This window comes from Mesorhizobium sp. P2_C7 (assembly GCF_056404515.1).
The window spans coordinates 1-18,699 of the sequence record NZ_JBFUDW010000017.1 but is presented as its reverse complement, the minus strand read 5'-3'; the positions used below and the strand labels follow the sequence as shown (position 1 = coordinate 18,699).

Annotated in this window: 26 protein-coding genes; 7 read left to right on the top strand and 19 right to left on the bottom strand. The window is 59.5% G+C overall.

The features are described from left to right. Positions 1 to 38: 38 nt before the first annotated feature. Together AC1D2G_RS28470 and AC1D2G_RS28465 are read right to left on the bottom strand one after the other, a co-directional pair. Positions 39 to 617: a hypothetical protein gene (locus AC1D2G_RS28470; protein WP_477418246.1), complete on the bottom strand. Its 579-nt coding sequence runs from the start codon at positions 615 to 617 to the stop codon at positions 39 to 41. Positions 618 to 835: 218 nt separating this feature from the next. Continuing rightward, a complete protein-coding gene (locus AC1D2G_RS28465; protein WP_477418244.1) occupies positions 836 to 1,042 on the bottom strand; it encodes a hypothetical protein in 207 nt (68 codons plus the stop codon). A gap of 92 nt (positions 1,043 to 1,134) precedes the next feature. Here AC1D2G_RS28465 and AC1D2G_RS28460 point away from each other — a divergent pair, with 92 nt between their 5' ends. Then, a complete protein-coding gene (locus tag AC1D2G_RS28460) occupies positions 1,135 to 1,428 on the top strand; it encodes a helix-turn-helix domain-containing protein (protein ID WP_477418242.1) in 294 nt (97 codons plus the stop codon). A gap of 215 nt (positions 1,429 to 1,643) precedes the next feature. On the opposite strand, the gene AC1D2G_RS28455 is transcribed toward AC1D2G_RS28460, so the two are convergent. Next, positions 1,644 to 2,228, bottom strand: coding sequence for a hypothetical protein (locus tag AC1D2G_RS28455; protein WP_477418240.1), 585 nt, complete (start codon positions 2,226 to 2,228; stop codon positions 1,644 to 1,646). A 197-nt stretch (positions 2,229 to 2,425) separates the two neighbouring features. Further along, positions 2,426 to 2,551: a hypothetical protein gene (locus tag AC1D2G_RS28450; protein ID WP_477418238.1), complete on the bottom strand. Its 126-nt coding sequence runs from the start codon at positions 2,549 to 2,551 to the stop codon at positions 2,426 to 2,428. 65 nt (positions 2,552 to 2,616) lie between these two features. On the opposite strand from AC1D2G_RS28450, the gene AC1D2G_RS28445 reads away from it, so the two are divergent. Both AC1D2G_RS28445 and AC1D2G_RS28440 read left to right on the top strand, forming a co-directional pair. Then, complete coding sequence (locus AC1D2G_RS28445) at positions 2,617 to 3,399, top strand: HEPN domain-containing protein (protein WP_477418236.1); 783 nt, start codon at positions 2,617 to 2,619, stop codon at positions 3,397 to 3,399. A 290-nt stretch (positions 3,400 to 3,689) separates the two neighbouring features. Beyond that, positions 3,690 to 4,949 carry an AlbA family DNA-binding domain-containing protein gene (locus AC1D2G_RS28440; protein WP_477418234.1) on the top strand — a complete coding sequence of 420 codons (1,260 nt, stop codon included), beginning with the start codon at positions 3,690 to 3,692 and terminating at the stop codon, positions 4,947 to 4,949. 12 nt (positions 4,950 to 4,961) lie between these two features. On the opposite strand, the gene AC1D2G_RS28435 is transcribed toward AC1D2G_RS28440, so the two are convergent. Continuing rightward, positions 4,962 to 5,135 carry a hypothetical protein gene (locus AC1D2G_RS28435; RefSeq protein ID WP_477418232.1) on the bottom strand — a complete coding sequence of 58 codons (174 nt, stop codon included), beginning with the start codon at positions 5,133 to 5,135 and terminating at the stop codon, positions 4,962 to 4,964. A gap of 412 nt (positions 5,136 to 5,547) precedes the next feature. Between AC1D2G_RS28435 and AC1D2G_RS28430 the strand changes: the two genes are divergently transcribed. After that, on the top strand, positions 5,548 to 6,264 hold the full coding sequence (locus AC1D2G_RS28430; protein WP_477418230.1) for a hypothetical protein: 717 nt from the start codon (positions 5,548 to 5,550) through the stop codon (positions 6,262 to 6,264). Positions 6,265 to 6,358: 94 nt separating this feature from the next. Here AC1D2G_RS28430 and AC1D2G_RS28425 read toward each other — a convergent pair whose 3' ends face one another. From AC1D2G_RS28425 to AC1D2G_RS28370, 12 genes are all read right to left on the bottom strand, one after another. Next, positions 6,359 to 7,093 carry a hypothetical protein gene (locus AC1D2G_RS28425; RefSeq protein WP_477418229.1) on the bottom strand — a complete coding sequence of 245 codons (735 nt, stop codon included), beginning with the start codon at positions 7,091 to 7,093 and terminating at the stop codon, positions 6,359 to 6,361. A 221-nt stretch (positions 7,094 to 7,314) separates the two neighbouring features. Then, positions 7,315 to 8,652 carry a hypothetical protein gene (locus AC1D2G_RS28420; protein ID WP_477418227.1) on the bottom strand — a complete coding sequence of 446 codons (1,338 nt, stop codon included), beginning with the start codon at positions 8,650 to 8,652 and terminating at the stop codon, positions 7,315 to 7,317. Further along, entirely contained in the window at positions 8,637 to 8,804 is a 168-nt protein-coding gene (locus AC1D2G_RS28415) for a hypothetical protein (RefSeq protein ID WP_477418225.1), read from the bottom strand. Before AC1D2G_RS28415 ends, AC1D2G_RS28420 begins: the two co-directional genes overlap by 16 nt. Then, on the bottom strand, positions 8,804 to 9,472 hold the full coding sequence (locus AC1D2G_RS28410; protein ID WP_477418223.1) for a hypothetical protein: 669 nt from the start codon (positions 9,470 to 9,472) through the stop codon (positions 8,804 to 8,806). Before AC1D2G_RS28410 ends, AC1D2G_RS28415 begins: the two co-directional genes overlap by 1 nt. Positions 9,473 to 9,531: 59 nt before the next feature. Then, a complete protein-coding gene (locus AC1D2G_RS28405; RefSeq protein WP_477418221.1) occupies positions 9,532 to 11,241 on the bottom strand; it encodes a YncE family protein in 1,710 nt (569 codons plus the stop codon). Between the two features lie 49 nt (positions 11,242 to 11,290). Then, entirely contained in the window at positions 11,291 to 11,548 is a 258-nt protein-coding gene (locus AC1D2G_RS28400) for a hypothetical protein (RefSeq protein ID WP_477418219.1), read from the bottom strand. After that, on the bottom strand, positions 11,545 to 12,369 hold the full coding sequence (locus tag AC1D2G_RS28395; RefSeq protein WP_477418217.1) for an ATP-dependent Clp protease proteolytic subunit: 825 nt from the start codon (positions 12,367 to 12,369) through the stop codon (positions 11,545 to 11,547). Before AC1D2G_RS28395 ends, AC1D2G_RS28400 begins: the two co-directional genes overlap by 4 nt. Next, positions 12,362 to 12,838, bottom strand: a complete 477-nt coding sequence (locus AC1D2G_RS28390; RefSeq protein ID WP_477418216.1) for a hypothetical protein — start codon at positions 12,836 to 12,838, stop codon at positions 12,362 to 12,364. Before AC1D2G_RS28390 ends, AC1D2G_RS28395 begins: the two co-directional genes overlap by 8 nt. Before the next feature lie 2 nt (positions 12,839 to 12,840). After that, positions 12,841 to 13,365 carry a hypothetical protein gene (locus AC1D2G_RS28385; RefSeq protein WP_477418214.1) on the bottom strand — a complete coding sequence of 175 codons (525 nt, stop codon included), beginning with the start codon at positions 13,363 to 13,365 and terminating at the stop codon, positions 12,841 to 12,843. Continuing rightward, positions 13,362 to 13,655 carry a hypothetical protein gene (locus AC1D2G_RS28380; RefSeq protein ID WP_477418212.1) on the bottom strand — a complete coding sequence of 98 codons (294 nt, stop codon included), beginning with the start codon at positions 13,653 to 13,655 and terminating at the stop codon, positions 13,362 to 13,364. The genes AC1D2G_RS28385 and AC1D2G_RS28380 overlap by 4 nt, the downstream gene beginning before the upstream one ends. Positions 13,656 to 13,859: 204 nt before the next feature. Next, complete coding sequence (locus AC1D2G_RS28375) at positions 13,860 to 14,213, bottom strand: FmdB family zinc ribbon protein (RefSeq protein WP_477418210.1); 354 nt, start codon at positions 14,211 to 14,213, stop codon at positions 13,860 to 13,862. A gap of 118 nt (positions 14,214 to 14,331) precedes the next feature. After that, a complete protein-coding gene (locus tag AC1D2G_RS28370; protein WP_477418208.1) occupies positions 14,332 to 15,216 on the bottom strand; it encodes a helix-turn-helix domain-containing protein in 885 nt (294 codons plus the stop codon). Positions 15,217 to 15,640: 424 nt separating this feature from the next. Here AC1D2G_RS28370 and AC1D2G_RS28365 point away from each other — a divergent pair, with 424 nt between their 5' ends. Then, positions 15,641 to 16,069 carry a hypothetical protein gene (locus tag AC1D2G_RS28365; protein WP_457153216.1) on the top strand — a complete coding sequence of 143 codons (429 nt, stop codon included), beginning with the start codon at positions 15,641 to 15,643 and terminating at the stop codon, positions 16,067 to 16,069. A gap of 212 nt (positions 16,070 to 16,281) precedes the next feature. Here the strand turns inward: AC1D2G_RS28365 and AC1D2G_RS28360 are convergent, their stop codons facing one another. Next, positions 16,282 to 17,355 (bottom strand): hypothetical protein, encoded by a 1,074-nt coding sequence (locus AC1D2G_RS28360; RefSeq protein WP_477418206.1) that lies wholly within the window; start codon positions 17,353 to 17,355, stop codon positions 16,282 to 16,284. After that, on the bottom strand, positions 17,352 to 17,594 hold the full coding sequence (locus tag AC1D2G_RS28355; RefSeq protein ID WP_477305913.1) for a hypothetical protein: 243 nt from the start codon (positions 17,592 to 17,594) through the stop codon (positions 17,352 to 17,354). The genes AC1D2G_RS28360 and AC1D2G_RS28355 overlap by 4 nt, the downstream gene beginning before the upstream one ends. Before the next feature lie 82 nt (positions 17,595 to 17,676). On the opposite strand from AC1D2G_RS28355, the gene AC1D2G_RS28350 reads away from it, so the two are divergent. Together AC1D2G_RS28350 and AC1D2G_RS28345 are read left to right on the top strand one after the other, a co-directional pair. Continuing rightward, entirely contained in the window at positions 17,677 to 17,904 is a 228-nt protein-coding gene (locus tag AC1D2G_RS28350; RefSeq protein ID WP_457155618.1) for a helix-turn-helix domain-containing protein, read from the top strand. A gap of 543 nt (positions 17,905 to 18,447) precedes the next feature. Then, a partial coding sequence (locus AC1D2G_RS28345) for a hypothetical protein (protein ID WP_477418440.1) occupies positions 18,448 to 18,699 on the top strand: 252 nt, incomplete at its 3' end.

Below are 18,699 nucleotides of genomic sequence, written 5' to 3'. Positions count from 1 at the left end.
CCGCCTTGAGGGCTCTGGTGATTTCAGCCTGGGTGATACTATGCGGCGCGCGATGCGACATTCTCAGCCTGCTGGAAAATGGTCGCGATCTCGCGGACGAAGGCCTGCGGAAACTGGCGGATCAGACGATACGGGCGGCCGTAACGAGCCTGGTAAACAGCAGCATCGTCATCCTGATCACGGCTATATCGGTAGCGCTCAGAGCCGCAGTCGATCGTGACGCTCAGTTCATCGGCCTGAAACTCGACGGTATAGCCAGGAAGCGTCTTCCCATCTGCCTCTGCGGCGATCAAAGCCGCAAGCGCTTCGAGCAGCGTGTGGCGCTCCGGTAGGCCCAGCGCCTCGCGCATGGTTTCCTGGCTACGGACATTGCCCACGCGCGGACTGTAGCCGAAGTCCTTTACTGCATTCGGCGCCAACACGAGTTTGTCAGAGATGCCCGCCCAACACCAAAGGGCAGCTGCATCTGCCGGCGTGCGCTCTGGCGCGTGGCGCCCACGCTTTCCCTCAAGTGCTACGCCGGCCTCTCGCAGCAAGCGATACGCGGTTTTGAAGGTGGTGAGTTCCTCGCCGAAAACAGACGCGATATGTTCAAGGAAATCGCTGTGCTTGACCATGGAGTCCCCTTAAGTGAATATTCGGCATTTAAGCCAGCGACCGATAATTGGTCAAGTGAAGAAAATGCATTTGGCCCTATGGACCGCCTGAAAATGTTCCAGCAGCTTGGAACATTTTGAAGCGTGCAGATCGGGATGCATTGCACAGCAAAAAACCGTTCCGGGCCGGAACGGTTTTTGCGCCTATGGTGATGGAAAACAGAAGCCAATTCAAACGGTTACACCGTTGGTTCCCCGTGAAATACGCGACCCCAATTGTCGATGTGGGCGGCGATCGCCGCGTCGCTTTCCCCTCGCTTGTACATGGCTTCCACCTCGTCGATGATCTTGTTGAATGCTTTCCGCAAGCGCTCCGCCACGTCGGCGGGAAGGAGGTTCAGCCGCTCGTCGACGGTCATCACCCTCTCTTCGGGCAGATTATCCATTGCATTGCTCCTTTGGTCGCATTATGCGATAACCGATTTTGTGTAACGTTACTTGGTCAAAGTCAACCGATTTTCGGTAAGGTTGCGTTGAAATGGAATTGTCATCGGCACAATGTCGCGCTGCCAGGGCGCTTCTCGACTGGTCACAGGCGCAGCTCGCGGAGGCAAGCAAGGTGGCCACAAAGACGCTCGCGGATTTCGAGCGCGGCAACCGAACGCCTTATGATCGCACACTCGCCGACATACGCGCTGCCCTCGAGGCGGCCGGCGTCATCTTCGTTGATGAGAATGGCGAAGGGCCAGGCGTGCGGATGCGGAAGTCGCCAGCGCCAGCGGCCGAGTTGCGCGACGGCGAAGCGGGCATCATCGACAACAACGAGATGTAACACTGCGGAAATTTCGCACTCAAGCCCACGGACACGCTGTTCTCTTTCGGGGCGAAGCTTTTGGCGTGGGCTTGCTTAGGCGATGCTGGCGCGCGATGCGATATGTCGAAAACATCTAACCGAGAGATCGGCCCGGCGCACTGCCCACGGCAAACGGCAGCCGCAGTAAAGCTGGGCGTTCTGCGTGGGAACGCCTACGTCCGTCCGATCACGCTCTATCCGGCCAAGCTGCAGCCCGAAATCTGGATATCCGCCGCGCCATCTGGTGTCGCTGGAGCGAGGTATTCGCGTCCGAAATCTTGAAAGCTTTGGCAAAGCAGAAGCGCGAATTCCGCAGGCATTGAACAGTTGGACGCCAAAAACTCCGGTGTCCAGCTTGCAAAGCAGGGCACTTTTTCCCGCAGGCGTTTTACTATTCCAGGCTCTATGCCCAGGAGCTTATGCGAAACTGCCGCCGCAGCATAGTACGGGCCGTCCCTCGGCACTATTCGGTTGATTGAGTAGGTGCCGGCTGTCTCGATCTGAAATAACGTCGCAAGTCCTTCTTCCACCACGGGTGCGCGGCGCCCTCCGGTCGGCGCCAAGACGTGAACGGCTTCGTGTGCGAGCGTAAAAACAGCGAAATCTAGATCCAAGAGAGCTGCTTCCGGAAGCATGATGGAAATTTGTTTTCGATTGCCGGGATACCAGATTTGCGGCCCTTCCTCCGCGTACTCGATGCCCAGGGGGGTGTAGCTCATGTCCCTTGGGCCATACCGTTCTTCCAACGTCGAGAGAAACTCGCCCAGCAGTGTGGTCAAGGAATATCTATAGCCCGTAGAGGAAGGCAGTCTCTCGGTGAAAAAGCCCACAGCCTCCTTAGGCGAAACCAGGTCATTCGTCCGCATTTTCTCGGGTCTCTTGTTGCAGGGGGGCTTGGCGTCGTAATTGGGAGGCGACGTACAGGGGGCAGCGCGAGGCATGTCTCAGCCAGCGAGCGCTAGCCCGACAGCGATTCCTAGCCGATCGCGAGGCCGGTGGCGAGGTTGCCGGCGAGATGCAGGCCTATCAGGGAAAGGCGGCGCCGCCAGTCGGTGCGAGGAGCCGAAACGATGCGCGCCAAGTCGTCCAGAGCGTGTTCCATGCATATCACTATAGATCGAAACAGTGCTATTGTGAATCCCTGAACTGCTCTGAGGGGATGCTATTTTGGCCGATGACAAGACAAGAATTGCGATCAAGATTGACCACTTTGCAATTCGAACGTTCCGAGACACCGCCGACTGCGACTACATAAGCGCCCGCCTTAGCAGTAGGGCGAGGCTTCACAGTCAATTTCTTTGGCAAAGCCAACAAACTGTAGAGAAGTTGTTGAAGTGCATCCTCTTACTGAACCGGGTTCCGGCCAAAAAATTGCGACACGACATCGTCGCAGCGCTTGATCTAATCAAGACACTTCCTTTTGAGATTACTCTGTCAGACAGCTCGATCGATTTCTTGCGATACATCGACCGGTTTGGGGAGTGGCGGTATCTCGAAACCTCATATTTCACCAAAGGCCTTGAGCTGCAAAAGCTAGATCAACTTGTCTGGCAGCTGCGCCGGTACTGCCAGCGGCTTCAGAAGCGAGATCCTCAGCATCACAGTCGATTTACGGCGCTCGAGTCTGACAGGATCGACGAGATACTAGAGAGCACCAATCGCGCGCCACAGGACTTCAAACTCGCCGACGACGGATTTCTGGAAAAGATCGTTGCCGATCGGAGCAACCGCGCGCGTGCTCCCCTGATTTGGAAAAACCTGTATTTCGGCGTGCGGCGAAGACGCCAAATCACTGTCGACAAAAGCTTTCATGCAACCAACGCTCCTCTTTGGATGTACCCTGAGTTGGTTGATTACCTGGTGCCATACATCCTTATCCCGGACCGCATTGCCGATGCATACCGCCAGCAAGCCCGAGAGAGAGATCAAGGGAAAGGGGGAAGCGCGTGAGTAAACTCGACGATTACCGCCGCGCAATCGCTGACATTCTGGCCTATTCTGGAAGCGATACCGCGAGCTGCACCTACCGCTGCCGATGCGCAGACGGACGCGGGTGATTACCGCGAGTGCTGTTTCAGTGCTTTTCCCGTGAAACAACCGGGCCGCGCCCGGTCTAACGCCTCTTGTCCGGCGTCACGGCACATCGCACCGGAAATAGGATAGATCCGGCAAGACCGAATCGGGAGCTTGCGCGAGCCCCCATGCTGGGCGATTGTCCCGCTCAAATGAGGGTCTCCCATTTGAATATCGAAGCGATGATTGAGCGGGCAACCAATGAATGGACTCTTTCCGACTTCCAAGCGATAGCCACAGCCGGCATTCCCGAATCTCAAAAGTTGGAGTTCAAGGCCGACTTTGAGCAAGGCAACCAGGAAAGATGGCGCGCAAGACAGGATCAAATAACGTCGCGAAGCAGAGATGCTTTGGCTGGCGAAATAGTGGCGTTCGCGAATGCCTTTGGCGGCGTTCTGTTGCTTGGCATTTGTGAAGCCAGACAGAGCGACGGCATAAGAGTTTCGGCTGGCTTAGGTGATCCCATTCCGGCCGTTGCAGAATGTGCAGATCGACTGGAGAGCAGTCTTCGAGATGTCATTGATCCACCGCTCGCACTCCTCGACGTAAGGCCAATCAAGGCGAGCGACGATGGCTCGGGATTCCTAGTCATTAAGGTCCCTCAATCGCTCTCGGCGCCGCATGGCGTCGGCAGGCCTGCGCAAGCGTTTGTCAGGCGCGGTGCTTCTTGCGAACCCATGACAATGCGAGACCTACAGCATGTCTTCTGGGAGGCCAGGACCGCGATTGATCGAGTGAATGCCACATTCGATCGACAGCACAAGCTATTCGAGGAGGCGATCGAGCGGCGTTTTATCTCGTCCGCCCATCCGCCTCACCTGTTCTATCGCGTCACTGTCGTGCCGGCTCGAAGCTTTCAAATTCCCCAGCTTCCACAGATATTCGGGCGCGGGGAATTTCAAGTTCAGCATGTACCGTTTCAAGCAAGCCAGCCGACCATGCTGACTTTTCAGGCGCCGCGTTGGCGACCTGTGGCTGGGGGTGTCTTGGCCGAAGAACAGGACGCTGAAGGGAGGGCAAGACAGCTGACTATCTGGACAGACGGCACGATCGAGCTTTCAGGCATCCAGATTTCGGGCGGGGACAAGAAAAAGCATTATCCGGCCTGGTACGCAGTCGGTGCCGTTTGGTGTCTGTTTAATTCGGTTCTGTTGCGGAGACATTTCGGTCGAGTTGATGTGCCACTTTTGATGGAATGTGAAATCCGCGCTTCGAAAGACGGTGAGGTCATCTTCGCTGCCGGAGGTCCGTTCGACGACAGCGTGTCGGCACCTCGACGCGCGGCGCTGACTGATCGTCTAGAGCTAGGTCCCGATTCGGCGTTTGATGAGATCGCCAGAATGTTTGCTGAGCAAATAGGATGGGCCTGCGGATTGGATCTGGATTTTTCCGGACTGCAGCTCGGGTCAAATTTTCGGACGAAGTAGGGTTGAGCCCGATCAATCCTCTTCCCGAAAATCCTGCAGCGAGGCATGACGCAGATCATCCTCGCCGCGCAGGTGCTTCACACGGCCGATCAGCCCCGGCTTCACCCATTGCGTTGCGGGCCGCTTCATGCCCATGGGCGCCGTGCCTGCGTGCTCCTGGACGCGCTTCCAGAGCCGTTCGCGCATTTCCCGGTTCAAGGTAATGAACGCGCTACCGACATAATGGCCTGTGCCTCGCTCGGCCATCAGAGCGAACGCGGGCTTTCCGGCCTCTCTCTCGACGCCAAGCAGTTCGTACTCGTCGATCGTGAACGTCTTCGCCTTCAGCCAGGCCGTCGAGTTGCCGCTGCTCTGGTATTTGCATCAGCGCGACCGTGGAAAGCTGATCTTGCGAACTGATTTCGCAGGAGAAAAAGGGCATGGTGAAAAAGTTGGGCCATGAAAGCGCGCATTGCCTCCGGAGGAACAGGAGACCATCGCAGCCTGGTTACGCTGCGATACGCTTCGCCATTAATTAAAATGCACGCAAAGATCATCAGAGGGCACGATCTTGCGCGTGGGCATCGCCTGCATGATGGTATCGGGCGGGAGGCACGAGATGACAATTTTCGAGATCCGAAAAGCTCTCAGTGAGATGCGATCGATCCTGGTCGGAGTCGCCACTGGCGGCCCTAGGATCGGCGAGGTCAATCACGAATATGAGCAAATCTATCAAGACGTGGATTCCAACCTTCGCATGCTGGGGGTCGAGAACAGCATTCCCTATCGCGACCTCTGGCAATGGTATGGCCGCTGGAGCAGCGGAGATCTTCCAACCTATCAGTCAAGGCGAGTGCATATCGCCGAACTCATAAATCCGCTCATTGAATCGCTACATTTCAGCCAACACCGAAAAGCACTGGTTCCACCGCCGGAGCCGACCGGTTGGGCTCGGGTGGATCGCACGGTTGGCCGTGCGCGACGAGATCTGGCTGAAGCCAGGAACGAAGAAGAGTTTCAAGCCGTCGGAATGCTCTGTCGCGAAGCTCTCATTTCCCTAGCTCAAGCCGTGTACAGCGCCGAGAAACACCCTGTCACTGAGGTCAGTCTGAGCCCGACGGATTTCAAACGGATGATCGAGGCGTTCATTGCCGTGGAGCTTGCGGGCGGGTCATCGGAGGATCTGAGGCGCCACGCGCGAGCGGCGTTCGATCTGGCCAATAACCTGCAGCATAGAAGGACCGCCGATTTCCGGCCGGCTGCCATGTGCATGGAAGCCACGGCATCGATTATCAACATCATCGCCATAGTTTCGGGACGACGTGACCCTTCCTAGGACCGGGATAAGTTGGAAACGGCCCGCTGCCTGGGCACGGCAACGGGCCTTTGACACAAGCCGGACATGGACTTATCGACGTTCACTGCTTTCCTCAGCCAATACCCGCTACCTTGAGAACATAGTCGAGGTACGCTCGTTCCTGCGGGTCAACGCCATACTGTCGTTCAATGTTAGCCAAGGCGTCAGCTGTTATGAACGGACCGTTGGCCTCTCCGGTTTCTGCAATTTGCTGGCTGGCCGTTCCGAAGCAGTAGGAGAGAATAGTTGCTCTAAATGCGATGTATCGTCTTTCGTCCACGTAGGGAGGCAAAAGCATGCCGACCGATGTGAAATTCTTGAGGGCGTTGTTTGCGAATTGTGCAACTTCAGCGCAATGCTTCTGGAGCGCGACCGCCAAAATAGGTGTCACCTTCACTGCATCGCGGATCATTTGCCGCGACAGGTCAGCAAGAGGTGGTTCCAAATCAAGACGGTCCCCCACGCTTCGGATGCGTTCGGCAGTCTGCAACAAGTCGATCAGCAGCATATCGGCGACGAGTCGCGCTTCGCGTCTCTGATCCTCGCGGCGGTGTTCATCGGTCTGCTTGATCTGCTTCCAAAGGAAAACGACGGTCACCCCGGCAATAACAGTGGCGAAATAGCCTCCGGCAGCGCTGATCCATTCCCTGGCGCAGACGGTCAAGTTGCCCACTTCATTGGTCGGGCAAAAGTACGCAAAGTCGTAGGCACGAGCGAAGATAATCGCGACCAAGATGCCGAATGCCATGATCAGCATCGGCGGCGCCCAATTCCCGTTCTTCTTCCAATCCCCCATATCGACGGACATAGCATGGCCAGAGGTGTGCTGTGAACGCGGTGCTCTGCAGTGCTGAAACGCTGGCCGAACCGAGTTGTCGGACATGGCCAAGGCGTCACGAACGTCGGGCGGGGGTGTAGGGAAAAAATGTTAGTGGCTGGTCTGGCTTCAGAAAGGGAAAGGAGCGGTTCGATCGAGCAAAGGGAGCAGATGGTCGCCGACGCATTTGTCCGCGCGGGCATATTTTGCTTTTAGATCCAGCTCGCCGCAGCGACCCGCTTCGTGGTGCTGCCCGTTGACGAAAATCCGATATCATTGGTGAAGGCGCTGAATTCGGTCGTCAGCCCTGATGCAAGCGCGATCCTTGCCGTCTCGATGGTGATCTGGGCATCGCGTGTGATCGTGTCGGTGCCATTATAGGAAACCGTGTTGTCCTCGGAACTGGAGTTGGAGCAGCCGACTTCGATGATGAAACCCTTATCCCGGATCTCCACGTCAGCCGCGGTGATGGCGCCGGCAGCCGTCAGTGTATTGCTGGCGGAATCGACCTCGACCTGCCGGAAAGGCCGCGTGTCATAGATGCCTCCGGCCATGCGAGTTACGGTCCCGTTCATGGTGATCGCCACGGTGCCGGTCGTGCCGGTCGGCCACGGCAGCCGGTAGATGGCGCAGCCGCCCTGGCTGCCATTGTTTCTGAGGTGCACCAGGGTTGCGGCATTTCCGTCGACAGTAACGGTTGATGGCGCGCGCTGGCTGCCGGATTCCCATCCGAAGGCGATCACAAGTTGACGCAACGCATCCGCTGTACCGATTGATTTTCCGGCGAAGCTAAACGGCCCTGCGCTGTCGGTTCCGTCCGAGAAGGTGTCAGCCAGCACAGGGGTGTAAGGCGTGAAGCCGACCGCTCCTGCGAAGGAGACGCCAGCAATGTCGAAACTGGAGTTGCCGACGGTCGTAAACGTGATGTCGCGAGTGTCGTTGTCCTCCGTCGTCAGACAGGATGCGGACACATAGTTGCGAACGCCCGCGCGCTCGTCGTCCTCAACGATAGTGTCCGTGCCGTTGTACGTTGTCGTAACACCCGTCGCGGCGTCGACGAGAGTGGCAAGGAAGAAGCCGCCATTGACCACTGCCAGGTTGGCGAGCGTGAGCGTGGCCACCGAACCGCTGCCCACGTGAGCCTGGTCTCGGTCGATCAGCAGCAGGCTCGGAATGGTCGACCGATAGAGGGAGACTACGCATTCGCTGGCCGTCACGCTGCAAACCACTACAACATTTGCGGTCGTGCCACTTGGAACATCAGCAACATAGATAGAGGCTCTACGGTCAGTGGAGCCTGTCGCTTCCATAGCAAGCTTTGCTGTCACGCCGCCAATAGTCACAGAGGTGATCGTAAGAGCGCCGCCGCCAGCACTGGCGACACCGACGCTGGCGAAGATCTTCCGGTTCGTGTCGGCATCACCAATCGCCACGCTGGAGAATGTGAAGGTCGAGGCATCGACCGTGTCCGACACGGTGCCGAGAAAGAACGCCAGCACGGGCGGTGACGACGAAGTTGGGGAGAACATAGGCATCAGCATTCGGAACATCTTTCTTCGTCCTGTTTCTTCAAATGAATCTCTTGGGGAGCATCGACCTGCAGCCAGGCGCGTACGCCATCCCATGACGTAAGGTCGAAGCGGTCAGCACCGATGGTGACAGCTTCGATCTGCGGGCAAAAGCCGATCTCTGGAACGGGCATCAGGCCGCCTCGCACATCGCGGAAAGTTGCAGTTGGCGGAACGGATAGATCGTCTCGCCAATGCGGTCTGGCCAGCGATGAAGCATGCGGATGGAGACGCTGCCGCGCTTAACGACTGTCATATCCAAAAGCCCGCCGATCAGGTGCTGCCGGTCGGTGTTGGGGTCGGCAGGGTCGATCGGAACACGCATGCGCCGGTGGAAATCGAACACGTTCAAGCCATAGCGGGTTAGCCATGCTTGCACTGTCTGGCCTTCAGCCGGTGCCGGAATGCCGATGTCGTTCAAACTGATTGGGTTGAGAGTCTCGCTGGCGAGGCCCCAGTGAACTGGGCCCGGATCGATCAAGGTGAAAGCCGGAGCCTTGGAACCGATAAGTTGCTTGTTCGTGAAAGTCCTGTGCATCGGCCCAAAGGTCTCGGAGACGCCGGCGATCAGGATTTCGATATCAGGTGACGTGGGAGCATGCGGCAGAGCCAACTCAAGGGCCACCAGCATCCGGTCGACGCCGATTTCCTCAGCGGCGCGGATGATCTGTTGAGAGACATTTTCCCCAAAGGGAAGATTGCCGCGGAAGGCGACGGCCAGGGGCACGCGTTCCGAAACGGCAACCTTTCGCCGGATGTCCACAAGCACGCCGTCGGCGGTGTAGACGGCGCCGTCGGTCAACAGGATGACGGCTTCGGGGTCGGTGCGCGACGACAGAAACGATAGAATGCCAGACATTTTCAGGCTCCCATGATTTCGTGGATGAGCTGCGATACGTCGCCGGACAGACCGGCCAGCGTGCATTCCTCTTCGAGCACGTCCGCAAGCGACACGGGCGAACGCGCCGCCCGGGGGAGGAACAGGAGATAGCCTTCGAACGGCTGCCAGATGACACCAAAATCGGCTGACACACCGGAGAAATGCCCGTCGCTGTCGACGCCCCACGTACTGGCCGCAACGCGTGTGGAGTAGTCGCTCAACTTGGTCAGATCGGAGATGCGGTATTCGACAATCCTGGAATCTTCTGGAGCTGCGAAAGTCAGCGTATTGGAGGCTCCGCGAGCCCGCCGTGAAAGCAACTGATCGGGTTGTCCGTTCGAACTCCACCCGCCGTCGGAGATCGAGCGCAGCACGGTCCCCATATCGGGCGAGTAGACAAAGATATGGCCGATGGTGGTGAAGACGATGACACTGTCGGACTCATCGTCGTAGAACAGCGCGCGGATTTTCTCTGTGCCGGCAAGCCCCGGAGGCGTCACAGTGTTGTCGATGATGCTAGTTGTTGCCGTATCCCAAGCCGAATAGTGGATTACGTCGGTATTGCCCGCGCTCCAGTAGAAATTGTCCGGGCCGCAGGTCAGCATTTGCGGATCCGCGACAAGAGCGTTCGTCCAGATCGCGCTCCAGGCGACGCCAAGGTTGGTGAGCAGCGAGAGTTGATCCTCTCGGGCCATCAGCAGGTAGGAGACGCCGCCGAAGGAGATTTCGGAGGAGCAATTGGAACTGGTGTGCGGTGAGCCACGCGGGACGGCGACGGTCTGCTTCAGCGCTCCTGTCGCCAGGTCATACGCGTTGACCTCGTCGGCTGATTTGTTGCCGATAAGGACATCGTTGCGTGACGAGATAAACACGCCGCTGGGCTCAAAGCCGAGATCGATGGTTTTGCGGATGTTGCCCGCCGGAAGGGCGTAGAGTGTTACAGTGTGGTCGACCTGGCTGCCAAGCGCGACGGCATCCTTGTTGATATCGGTGAGATGCGTGCCGCCGCCATCAGGCTCAAGGCTGGCGGTAAGGAAGGCCCTGTTCGCACCCTTGAGCAGTTCCGCTTCGATGTTGGGGACGCGGATACCGAACTCGTCGAGAGGCAGGTTTTTGATGACGACATAGACGATGCCGGGCCATGCCGGGACCATGCCGGCACCGCGATCAGCCTCGATGTCGGGATCCGGCTCCTGGTCATCGGTGCCGAGATAGATCGTGATCGTAGCGCCTTTGGCGACGCCGATGCCGGTACCGCCATTGTCGATGGCGGCCTGAAGCGATTCGGCGGAGACGTCGTAGATCAGTTTGTCGTCGGCCCAGATGCGCGGGATGCCCGTTGCCGGACCATTCCATGCGAACGCCACACCAAAGGTCGCGGTGTAACTGTATGTCGTGACCTCCGGCCCGAGCGCCTTGCCCTGCCTTTCCGTCCTGACATGCTCGTCGACATGATCGGCCTTGAGCCAGATGACGGCACCGGCAGTGCGGATAGCGCCATGCCAGCGAGTGAGCTGCGAGCCATACTGCGAGGTCTGCGCCTTGAGGGACTCGGCCCTTGGCCCCTTGATCTTCTGTGGGAAGAAATAGGCAATGGCGAGATTGAGGCCGACGCCGACCGCCGTTGTGACGATCGAGCCGAGCAGTCCGCCACCGACCGCGGCGCCGGCAAGCGGGGCTATGAAGGCCATCTTGGGCAATCCTTCAGGGGCGACCTCGGCCCACGTCGTGCGGCAGTGGTCATCGCTTCGCCTTGCGCTTTCCGGTTCCTGCCCCGGGATCATCGTCGACGACTAGCACTCGAAAAGTCTGATCGCCGAGCTGGATCTCGCGGGCGTAAGCGGTCTCGCCGGGCTCGACGACATAGGCAGGGCCAACTCTAATCATCGTCGGCGTGCGCTGCTCAAGCGCTACATGGCGCTTTGCTAAATCTGCCATGCCTTTCCAGATTGCGGCGAAAGGGTTTTCAGGCGGCTTCGCGGTGACCGGACGTTTCATCGCGAGAACCTCGGCGCGGCGTGGCAGGCAGCCATGTAGGACGGCGAAAATCGGAAGCTCGGCGCGCCAATCATTCGACCGCTCATCAGGGCCTGCCGGCATCGTTCCGGCCATCTGGGGTCGCACGGCGCGACGAGACCGTCGACCTCGTGAAGCAAGCCGGCGAACACTGCAGCCGGCAGCGGCATGTCTTTCTCGTGCGACATCTCGCCGGCGAATAGATCACGCCGGCCGCCGGTGCGATCGACGAGCAGCTCGAGCATTGCGTGATCGGCCGCCAAGGTGGCGCCGGCGGCGTCCAGATGCCGGCTTGTCGTCCAGCGGTTCGACGAGCGGGCCGAATGGGCGTCGATAGCCGACCAGTGCACCATCAGGCGCGCATCGCGCGTTGCAGAACGATGATCAGCGGCTACGAGCGCGATGACGGCAGCCGAAGCGCAATTCCTTGTGACACGCGCGCACTTCCGAGCTGCGGAATGCTCGCGTATCGCGGCATAGATCTCGAAAGCCACCTGCACGTTGCCGCCAAAGGAATCGATGCMGATGTGTAATTCCTTGGCGAACGGCGCGGCATCAAGTTGCCGCTTGACCTCCCGAACAGTCGTAGGGCCGATCTCGCCGACAATGCGCACGGTCGCCACATCGGCGACGGGCCCCTCGGCGCGCGCCGTCATGGCCATCATGCGGTTGGCGAGCGCGCGATTTTCGCGCGGCTTGGCGAGATTGAGAACTGTTCCGGGTGCCTTCGATGGCGCAACGGTGGGTGTCGGCATTCTGCCGGCGGTGAGCTCCGGAAATTGAATGATCTCGTCGCTACGCATCGGCGAGGTCCCGCCATATGAGGATCCGGAAAACGTCGTCGCCGATTTTGACGCGGCGCCCGGCCATCGAACTGTTCCCGGCGCCCGGCACCGGAAATGGTCCCAGGTCGACCGAGCCAGGGCCGAAATCAAACGTGCCTGGCGCGCCGATCAGAACCGACACCGGCGCGCCGGCGGTGACCGGTTCGCCGAACGGTCGATGTTTCGTGACATGCGGAACATCCACCATCGCCGCGAGCATTCCCGTGACTGCTTTCTTTGCCCTCTCTGCGGGATCGCTAAGGGCGCCGACCGATTGGCCGACGCCCTGAGCGATGGATGAGCCCTTGGCGGATAGGAAACGCTGGTGCTCGCGATTTTCGCCTTCCTTGACACGAGCACACTTGCCCGGCCGGCCCGTGAGGAAGGCTGCCTGCTGTCGGACGCATCGCAAAAACGCCCTCAATGTTCGGCCGGCCAGGTTTCTCATCTTTAGCGCCCCCCAGCGAGCTGCAGCCGAAGTACCCGAACCGTGGCGAGGACCAGCTCGGCGCTCTGGGCGCTCACCGGCGCGCTCAGTCCATTCTGGATGGCGAACCGGTGGATATCGGCGAGCGCGGTGCCCGCGAGTTCTACGAGTGCGATCGCGTCAGACAATTCGCCCGCCAATGCAGCTGTGGGCAGCGCGACGCGCTCCAGGAATTTCGGCTGGAAGGCTTTCCGCGCATCATCGAGCGCCTGCCTAGCAGTGTTGGTGGTAACCGTGAGGCGGTCGACCTCTTTCTGCAGCTCGACTGACTTTGCCCGAGGCTTCTGGGCGCCGGCGGCAAAGTCGGCCTTCTGGGCCTGGGCTAGTTGTTCCATGGCCTTGGCGCGATCGCCGCGTGCGCCGCGGTAGAGGGTTGCGGCGGCCTGGACGGACGCGGACGTCTGCAATCGAAGTGAATCGCGTGCCGCCTCGATTCGAACGGCAAGCGGGTTCGGATCAACGTCGGCGGTCGGTTTGGAGAACATCATCGGGCGTCAGGCTCCTCGGTTTCGAGTTTGCTACCACAATCGATTTGGTCGGCCAGGTAACGCGTTACTTGGGCCTCGATGATCTCGTCGATTGCCGCGGCGATAGCCGGAAGATTTTTCTCGTCCCACGCTTTGAGGCGCTCGGTTTCGATGAGCCAGTCGGCGAGCGCTGCGAGGTTCCGGATCCGGATGCTGAGCAGCGCGCCACCATTGCGGTATAGCGCGTCGTGGCGGGCCTTGCGCTCCTTCGGGGACAAGGCCATTGCCATCACTGGCCCGAAGTACGCCATCAGGGACGTTCCTTCGACGGCGTGGAACATCGATGCCGACGGCGAGCGCGTTCTTCGCGACACCGCTGACTACAAACCGCCGGCACGGCACGCCCGCCGGCCTGGATGTGGGCATACATGGACCCGCAGACCGCGCACTTTCGGGTGACGACACGCTTTGAGGCGCGATGGAAGAAACCGCGCACGGTGCTCATCGGTGCGCCATCAGTCATCGAAATCGGTCCCGGCCTTTGGCAAGGGGCGGCCGTCGCGGCCGATGCCGAACCGCTCCAGGTCGCCCGCAGCGGCCCTCGCCCTCAGGTCCTCGAGCTCCGCCTTGGCGGCGGCGTTGTAGGCGTTCGAGTAGCGGCGCCGTCCTTCCCGTCGGCAGGCCTCGCTGCATCTTGTCGACGGGTTGCGCCGTCCAGCTTGTACCGCCTCGAATTCGTTGCCACAGACGGCGCAAGTGACCTTCACCAGCCTTCGCGGGACCGTGTGAAATAAATGGTCACGCGAACCCGGTTGCGTCAGGTTGCTCTGCCGTTTTATCAACCTTTTCATAGCCTTATCGAATTTCATGTATGGCTCCTTGGCCGCACTTCTCCGGAATCGCGCCTGTCAAGAAAAAAACCTCTGAGTGAGCCCCAAGCGGTTAGAGCCCCATGGTCGGGGTAGAGATTGACCCGCCCCCCTCCCTTCATGGCTTTGCCACCTCGCTGGGCGCAATGGCCTGGTCGCCGAAGATCTCGGGGTAGAGGTGAGGCTTCGATAGTTGGAACTTGGTCGGCTGCTTCACTGCCGATCGCGCTGGGCCGCTCGATGCCGGCTTCGGCCGCTCTGGCAGCGCCTTCCACTTCCGCTCGCCAAGGTAGTTAGCAAAGCCGCAGATCATTGTTCGGCCGGCCGACTTGTTCGTGAGTACGAATCGGCCGATCTCACAGCTTGCCTCAAGGCGATCTTCAAGCGACAGCGCCCGCCATGCCTTCAGTGCATCCTTGCGGCTGTCGACTGCGCCAGACGGCCAGGCCTTCAGCGCTCGATCGAATGCTTTCAAATCACTCATCGCGTGCGCTCCTTTTTCTACTGAAGAGTCTTCTGAAGAGTCGGGGCGCACGGGTGCGCCCCGTGGGGGCGCATGGGTGCGCCCCGTCTCATGGTTGATAGGGGGCGCATGGGTGCGCCCCGTCGAACGGGTGATACGGGGTGCATGGGTGCGCCCCGTCTGGCCCTTTTTCTGACGCCGTTCCGCAGCTTTTTCGAACTCCGGAAGCAGCGGGAATGTATCCAAGCGAGCAACGTTAAGTTCGTAGTGTCGGGTCATGCCAGGTGCGCCGCCCTTGTCGTTGCCGACGACGCGAACCCACCATCCGGCCGCTTCATCGTCCTTCTTGGGCATGAGCTTGCGCAGGWCGCGCTTTGCCTGCGATCGGCTGACGCGCATGGCCTCGGCGAGCAAGTCCACCGAGGGGAAGAGGCTGTCGCCGTCGTCGTTGCACCAGCTGGCCATGATCAGCATGCAGGTGAACGCGCTGCCGGAAACCGGCGCGCGCTGGATCACCTTGACCATGACGTCGATGCTCATGCCCGCGCGGCCTCGCGCAGCGCTGCTATGGCCTGCAACGGCGACAGACCAAAGCGCTTCCGAAGCGCGGGAATGATCGGATGCTCGCAGCTCGACGTGTTCGCTCGATACCACGTCGCCGCCACTTCAATCGCGGCGCTCGACTGGTGGCAAAGGCCGGTGGTTCCGCCGATTGGTAGGTTGGGAAAACAAGGAAATTCTCTTTTGTCTGCAATGCCCCGTTTTTCCGGGTTGGGAAAATCAAGTGCTTGTTTCTTAAGACGCGTGGCGCCCCTGTCGGGATCGCCAATAAACCGCTGAAATGATTACGAAATTAGACGGCACGATGACAGGGTGCTAGTGCGAGGTTCTGCTGTGTCAGCACGGTGTCAGCACCTGTCATCAAAAAGCCCGCCGCTGGTGCCAATTCTTTAGGGAAGCAGCAATGAGAGAGACACGCCCTTTCTATCGTGTTTTCACCGTGACCAAGCAGGAGGCAGCGGTTCAACAGATAGAGGGGGCTATTGCTGCCTTCCATGCTGGCCAATTCGCTCTTACGATAACTTTGGCCGGAGCTGCGGAAGATATGAGGCCCCACAAAGAGGGCGGCCTTTGGGTCAGCATTCGGGACAACCCAACTCGCCCAGTGGAGAAAAACAAGGATTGGATAAGGCGTCTCAACGAGACGCGCGACTGGCTCAAGCATGACAGACCCGAAGAAACCAGGGCCTTGGTCGCATTCGAGGCCGGCCTGTTCATCTTGCGGGCGATGGACAAGTGGGAGCCATGGACGCCGACGATGATCGCCTTCAAGGATCTGTGGTTCTCCTCGCCTAAGCTGATGCGCCCCGAGGATTATTCTCCCGAACAGTGAAAGCCCGCCACCGTGAGGCAGCGGGCATCACGCGGTTTACCGTTTTCAATTCGGCGAACAATCACTACTATCCGAACTATGAGACGTCATCTTGTTCTCGCCAGTTTGATGATGCTGTTCGGATGGACCGCAAGCGCACAGCAGATGCCCTGTCCCTTCGAATACCCGGACACTCCGGTCAATCGGTCTCGCGGTGTGGTCGGGTGCACGCTTCAATGCGACCAAAAGCTCACTTGTCCGGGCCAGCAGCCGGCGGAGCCGCAGAAGACTGCGCCGGCGAAGGCGTTGCCGCCATCGCCGGCGCAGCCCAGCAAGCCCACCGGTGAGAGCGGAGCATGCCCCGAGGGGAAATACTGGAATCCGAAGAGGAAAACTTGCGTCTCTTGTGCGGCGGGCGCCTCGTGGGATGCCAAGCGCTCGGCCTGCTCCTGTGGGGCGGGGCAGTTCGTCGATCCGAAAACTCGGCGCTGCGTGAGCTGCCCGGAGAATTGGGGTTGGGGAAAAGGGGCCTGCGTGTGCACGCGCAGCTTGAAGTCCACGTTGGCCGGAAAGTCCTGCTCGCCCAAGCGCCCTGTCTGCATGACCGGCAGTTCCTGGGATGCCGCCAACAAACATTGTGTGGCCGTGCAGCTGCAGAAGCCGAAAGCGTCGCTTGAGATGGAATTCGCTGCGGCACCCGACGGGTGAAGTGGGCAAAGGGCTGGGCAAATTGAAAAGCCCGCCACCGAAGCAGCGGGCCAATGGGTCGGTCGGAACCTTATTGAATACAAGAGCCCGGAGGATAGTGCTCGGGGTCGTAGTACCACGACGAGACGAGCATGAAATCGTCGCCGGTGTGGACAGGGATCATGCCGAAGTTGTTGCGGTAAGCGTGGTGGAACGGCACGACGATCATGTCGTTGCTCGGCTCTGTCGCTGCTGATAGCGGGTCGAAGGCGCGTCGTTGATAGAACGGCGCCGTCATATCCCGCTCTCACCAGCGTTTCCTGCGACGCCAGATCGCCGGGCCACATGATGCGTTCGCCATAGATATCCACGCAAGGCTCGTCGTCGCCACCTTCCTCGTCGTCGCAGTTGTCCTGCTCCAGATCATCGAGGCAGCCTAGCGATGGCTCGTCGTCTGCCGTATCCTCCAGGTCGCAATCAACCTCCATAAGATCCAGTGCCGTAATGAGCAACATGGCGCGGTCCAGAAGGTCGTTGAGGCGCTTCTCGACTGACTGGCGCCATTGTTGCGGGTTCATCCCCTTCGGCATCCCCAAGGGCTTCAGCATGGCCGCGCTCATGATGGTGACCTTTGGCCGATAAACACGAAGGGGAGTTCATGGTTGATGAAGACGTAGTATTCGCTGTCACCATGGATCGCCTTCATTGCGGCAACGATAGAAGCGATATCCCGGTCGATCTGTCGTGACGCCTCTGCCATTTGGTCGGCGATCTCGCCGATAATGACGCGACCTGAAAATCTTCCAAGGAAGGCAGCGGGCATAGCTTCGCCGGCCGCCGGAACACACGTGTTCGGCATTTGGAATTCCCCTTCAGTTGTGATACTTACACTTGTGAAATTAGCACAAGGATTGTGAGTTGTGAAGCCTGCACAAGTGAGGATGGCTAGAGCGGCGTTGAACTGGTCCCTGGCTGACCTTTCGAAGGCTGCCGGAATTCACCGCAACACGATCTCGAATTTCGAGACAGGCAAGTATGGCGGTTCGGAAGATGCCCTGGCTGCGATCGAGAAGGCTCTCGAATCTGCCGGCGTCGAGTTCATCCCCGAGAATGGTGGCGGTGCCGGGGTGAGGCTGAGGAAGGGTGGCGGCATAGATAGTGGCGGCTAGTTGGGGACGATGGCAAAAGAAGAGTTCCAGGCAAACTGGCGTGGAGCACGCAAATATCAATTTGACGAGGAAACGCGTCGGAAGCAGGCCGCGCTCGATCGCAAGTTCCCCGATCCTGATCCCCGCTCACTTGCCACAGCCAAGCGAGCCCATCCCGAGTACCGAAGCAGCAACGCACCAGAATAACCGAAGCACCAGCGCGCCCACCAAAGTCGCGACCGAGACGGCGCGGTATCTCCATCGCCACGATGCTTCTACTCGTGACCGTCGCCTCGATTGCGGGCTACGTCACAGTGCTGCTTTTCGAGGGGCAACATATTGTTTGGCCGGCGCCGCCGCAGACGACGGACGCGCAGCCCTAGACCAGCGCGCCAGAACCTTCCTTGCCCTCGGAGGTGCCCCTCCCACCGAACCGGCCGCGTACTCGCTGAAATCGTCAAGCGCGCCCTTGCGGGGACGAAGCTCGCGCGCGATGCTGCGGACCATGATCGGGAGTCCGTTGTGTTGGCCACGAAAAGTCCGTCGATCGCCTTTCTTGCCGGGATGGCAGTTTGTTGTGCCACGAGCGTCGCCGAGGCTCGGCCCGACACGCGCACGATGAGCTGCGAGCAGCTTCAGCAGTTGATCCAGAGCCGGCACGCCGTGGTGCTGACCACCGGCCCCAACACATATGACCGCTATGTGCGCCAGTTCGGCAATGAGTGCGACTGGCCCGACGTGCCGATGTCCGCCGCCGTTCCAACCCGCGACGGCCAATGCCGCGTCTATCACTGTGAGGAACCGAGCTACAATCTA

Excerpts from the sequence above, each read along its gene's own strand:
- AC1D2G_RS28435 (WP_477418232.1), bottom strand. The coding sequence starts at position 5,135 with ATGCGCGAACGGCTCTGGAAGCGCGTCCAGGAGCACGCAGGCACGGCG.
- AC1D2G_RS28350 (WP_457155618.1), top strand. The coding sequence starts at position 17,677 with ATGGCTAGAGCGGCGTTGAACTGGTCCCTGGCTGACCTTTCGAAGGCT.
- AC1D2G_RS28360 (WP_477418206.1), bottom strand. The coding sequence starts at position 17,355 with ATGAGCGCGGCCATGCTGAAGCCCTTGGGGATGCCGAAGGGGATGAAC.
- AC1D2G_RS28430 (WP_477418230.1), top strand. The coding sequence starts at position 5,548 with ATGACAATTTTCGAGATCCGAAAAGCTCTCAGTGAGATGCGATCGATC.
- AC1D2G_RS28405 (WP_477418221.1), bottom strand. The coding sequence starts at position 11,241 with ATGGCCTTCATAGCCCCGCTTGCCGGCGCCGCGGTCGGTGGCGGACTG.
- AC1D2G_RS28415 (WP_477418225.1), bottom strand. The coding sequence starts at position 8,804 with ATGCCCGTTCCAGAGATCGGCTTTTGCCCGCAGATCGAAGCTGTCACC.
- AC1D2G_RS28365 (WP_457153216.1), top strand. The coding sequence starts at position 15,641 with ATGAGAGAGACACGCCCTTTCTATCGTGTTTTCACCGTGACCAAGCAG.
- AC1D2G_RS28390 (WP_477418216.1), bottom strand. The coding sequence starts at position 12,838 with ATGAGAAACCTGGCCGGCCGAACATTGAGGGCGTTTTTGCGATGCGTC.
- AC1D2G_RS28380 (WP_477418212.1), bottom strand. The coding sequence starts at position 13,655 with ATGGCGTACTTCGGGCCAGTGATGGCAATGGCCTTGTCCCCGAAGGAG.
- AC1D2G_RS28460 (WP_477418242.1), top strand. The coding sequence starts at position 1,135 with ATGGAATTGTCATCGGCACAATGTCGCGCTGCCAGGGCGCTTCTCGAC.
- AC1D2G_RS28425 (WP_477418229.1), bottom strand. The coding sequence starts at position 7,093 with ATGTCCGTCGATATGGGGGATTGGAAGAAGAACGGGAATTGGGCGCCG.
- AC1D2G_RS28465 (WP_477418244.1), bottom strand. The coding sequence starts at position 1,042 with ATGGATAATCTGCCCGAAGAGAGGGTGATGACCGTCGACGAGCGGCTG.
- AC1D2G_RS28450 (WP_477418238.1), bottom strand. The coding sequence starts at position 2,551 with ATGGAACACGCTCTGGACGACTTGGCGCGCATCGTTTCGGCTCCTCGC.
- AC1D2G_RS28385 (WP_477418214.1), bottom strand. The coding sequence starts at position 13,365 with ATGATGTTCTCCAAACCGACCGCCGACGTTGATCCGAACCCGCTTGCC.
- AC1D2G_RS28355 (WP_477305913.1), bottom strand. The coding sequence starts at position 17,594 with ATGCCGAACACGTGTGTTCCGGCGGCCGGCGAAGCTATGCCCGCTGCC.
- AC1D2G_RS28400 (WP_477418219.1), bottom strand. The coding sequence starts at position 11,548 with ATGAAACGTCCGGTCACCGCGAAGCCGCCTGAAAACCCTTTCGCCGCA.
- AC1D2G_RS28375 (WP_477418210.1), bottom strand. The coding sequence starts at position 14,213 with ATGAAATTCGATAAGGCTATGAAAAGGTTGATAAAACGGCAGAGCAAC.
- AC1D2G_RS28470 (WP_477418246.1), bottom strand. The coding sequence starts at position 617 with ATGGTCAAGCACAGCGATTTCCTTGAACATATCGCGTCTGTTTTCGGC.
- AC1D2G_RS28420 (WP_477418227.1), bottom strand. The coding sequence starts at position 8,652 with ATGTTCCGAATGCTGATGCCTATGTTCTCCCCAACTTCGTCGTCACCG.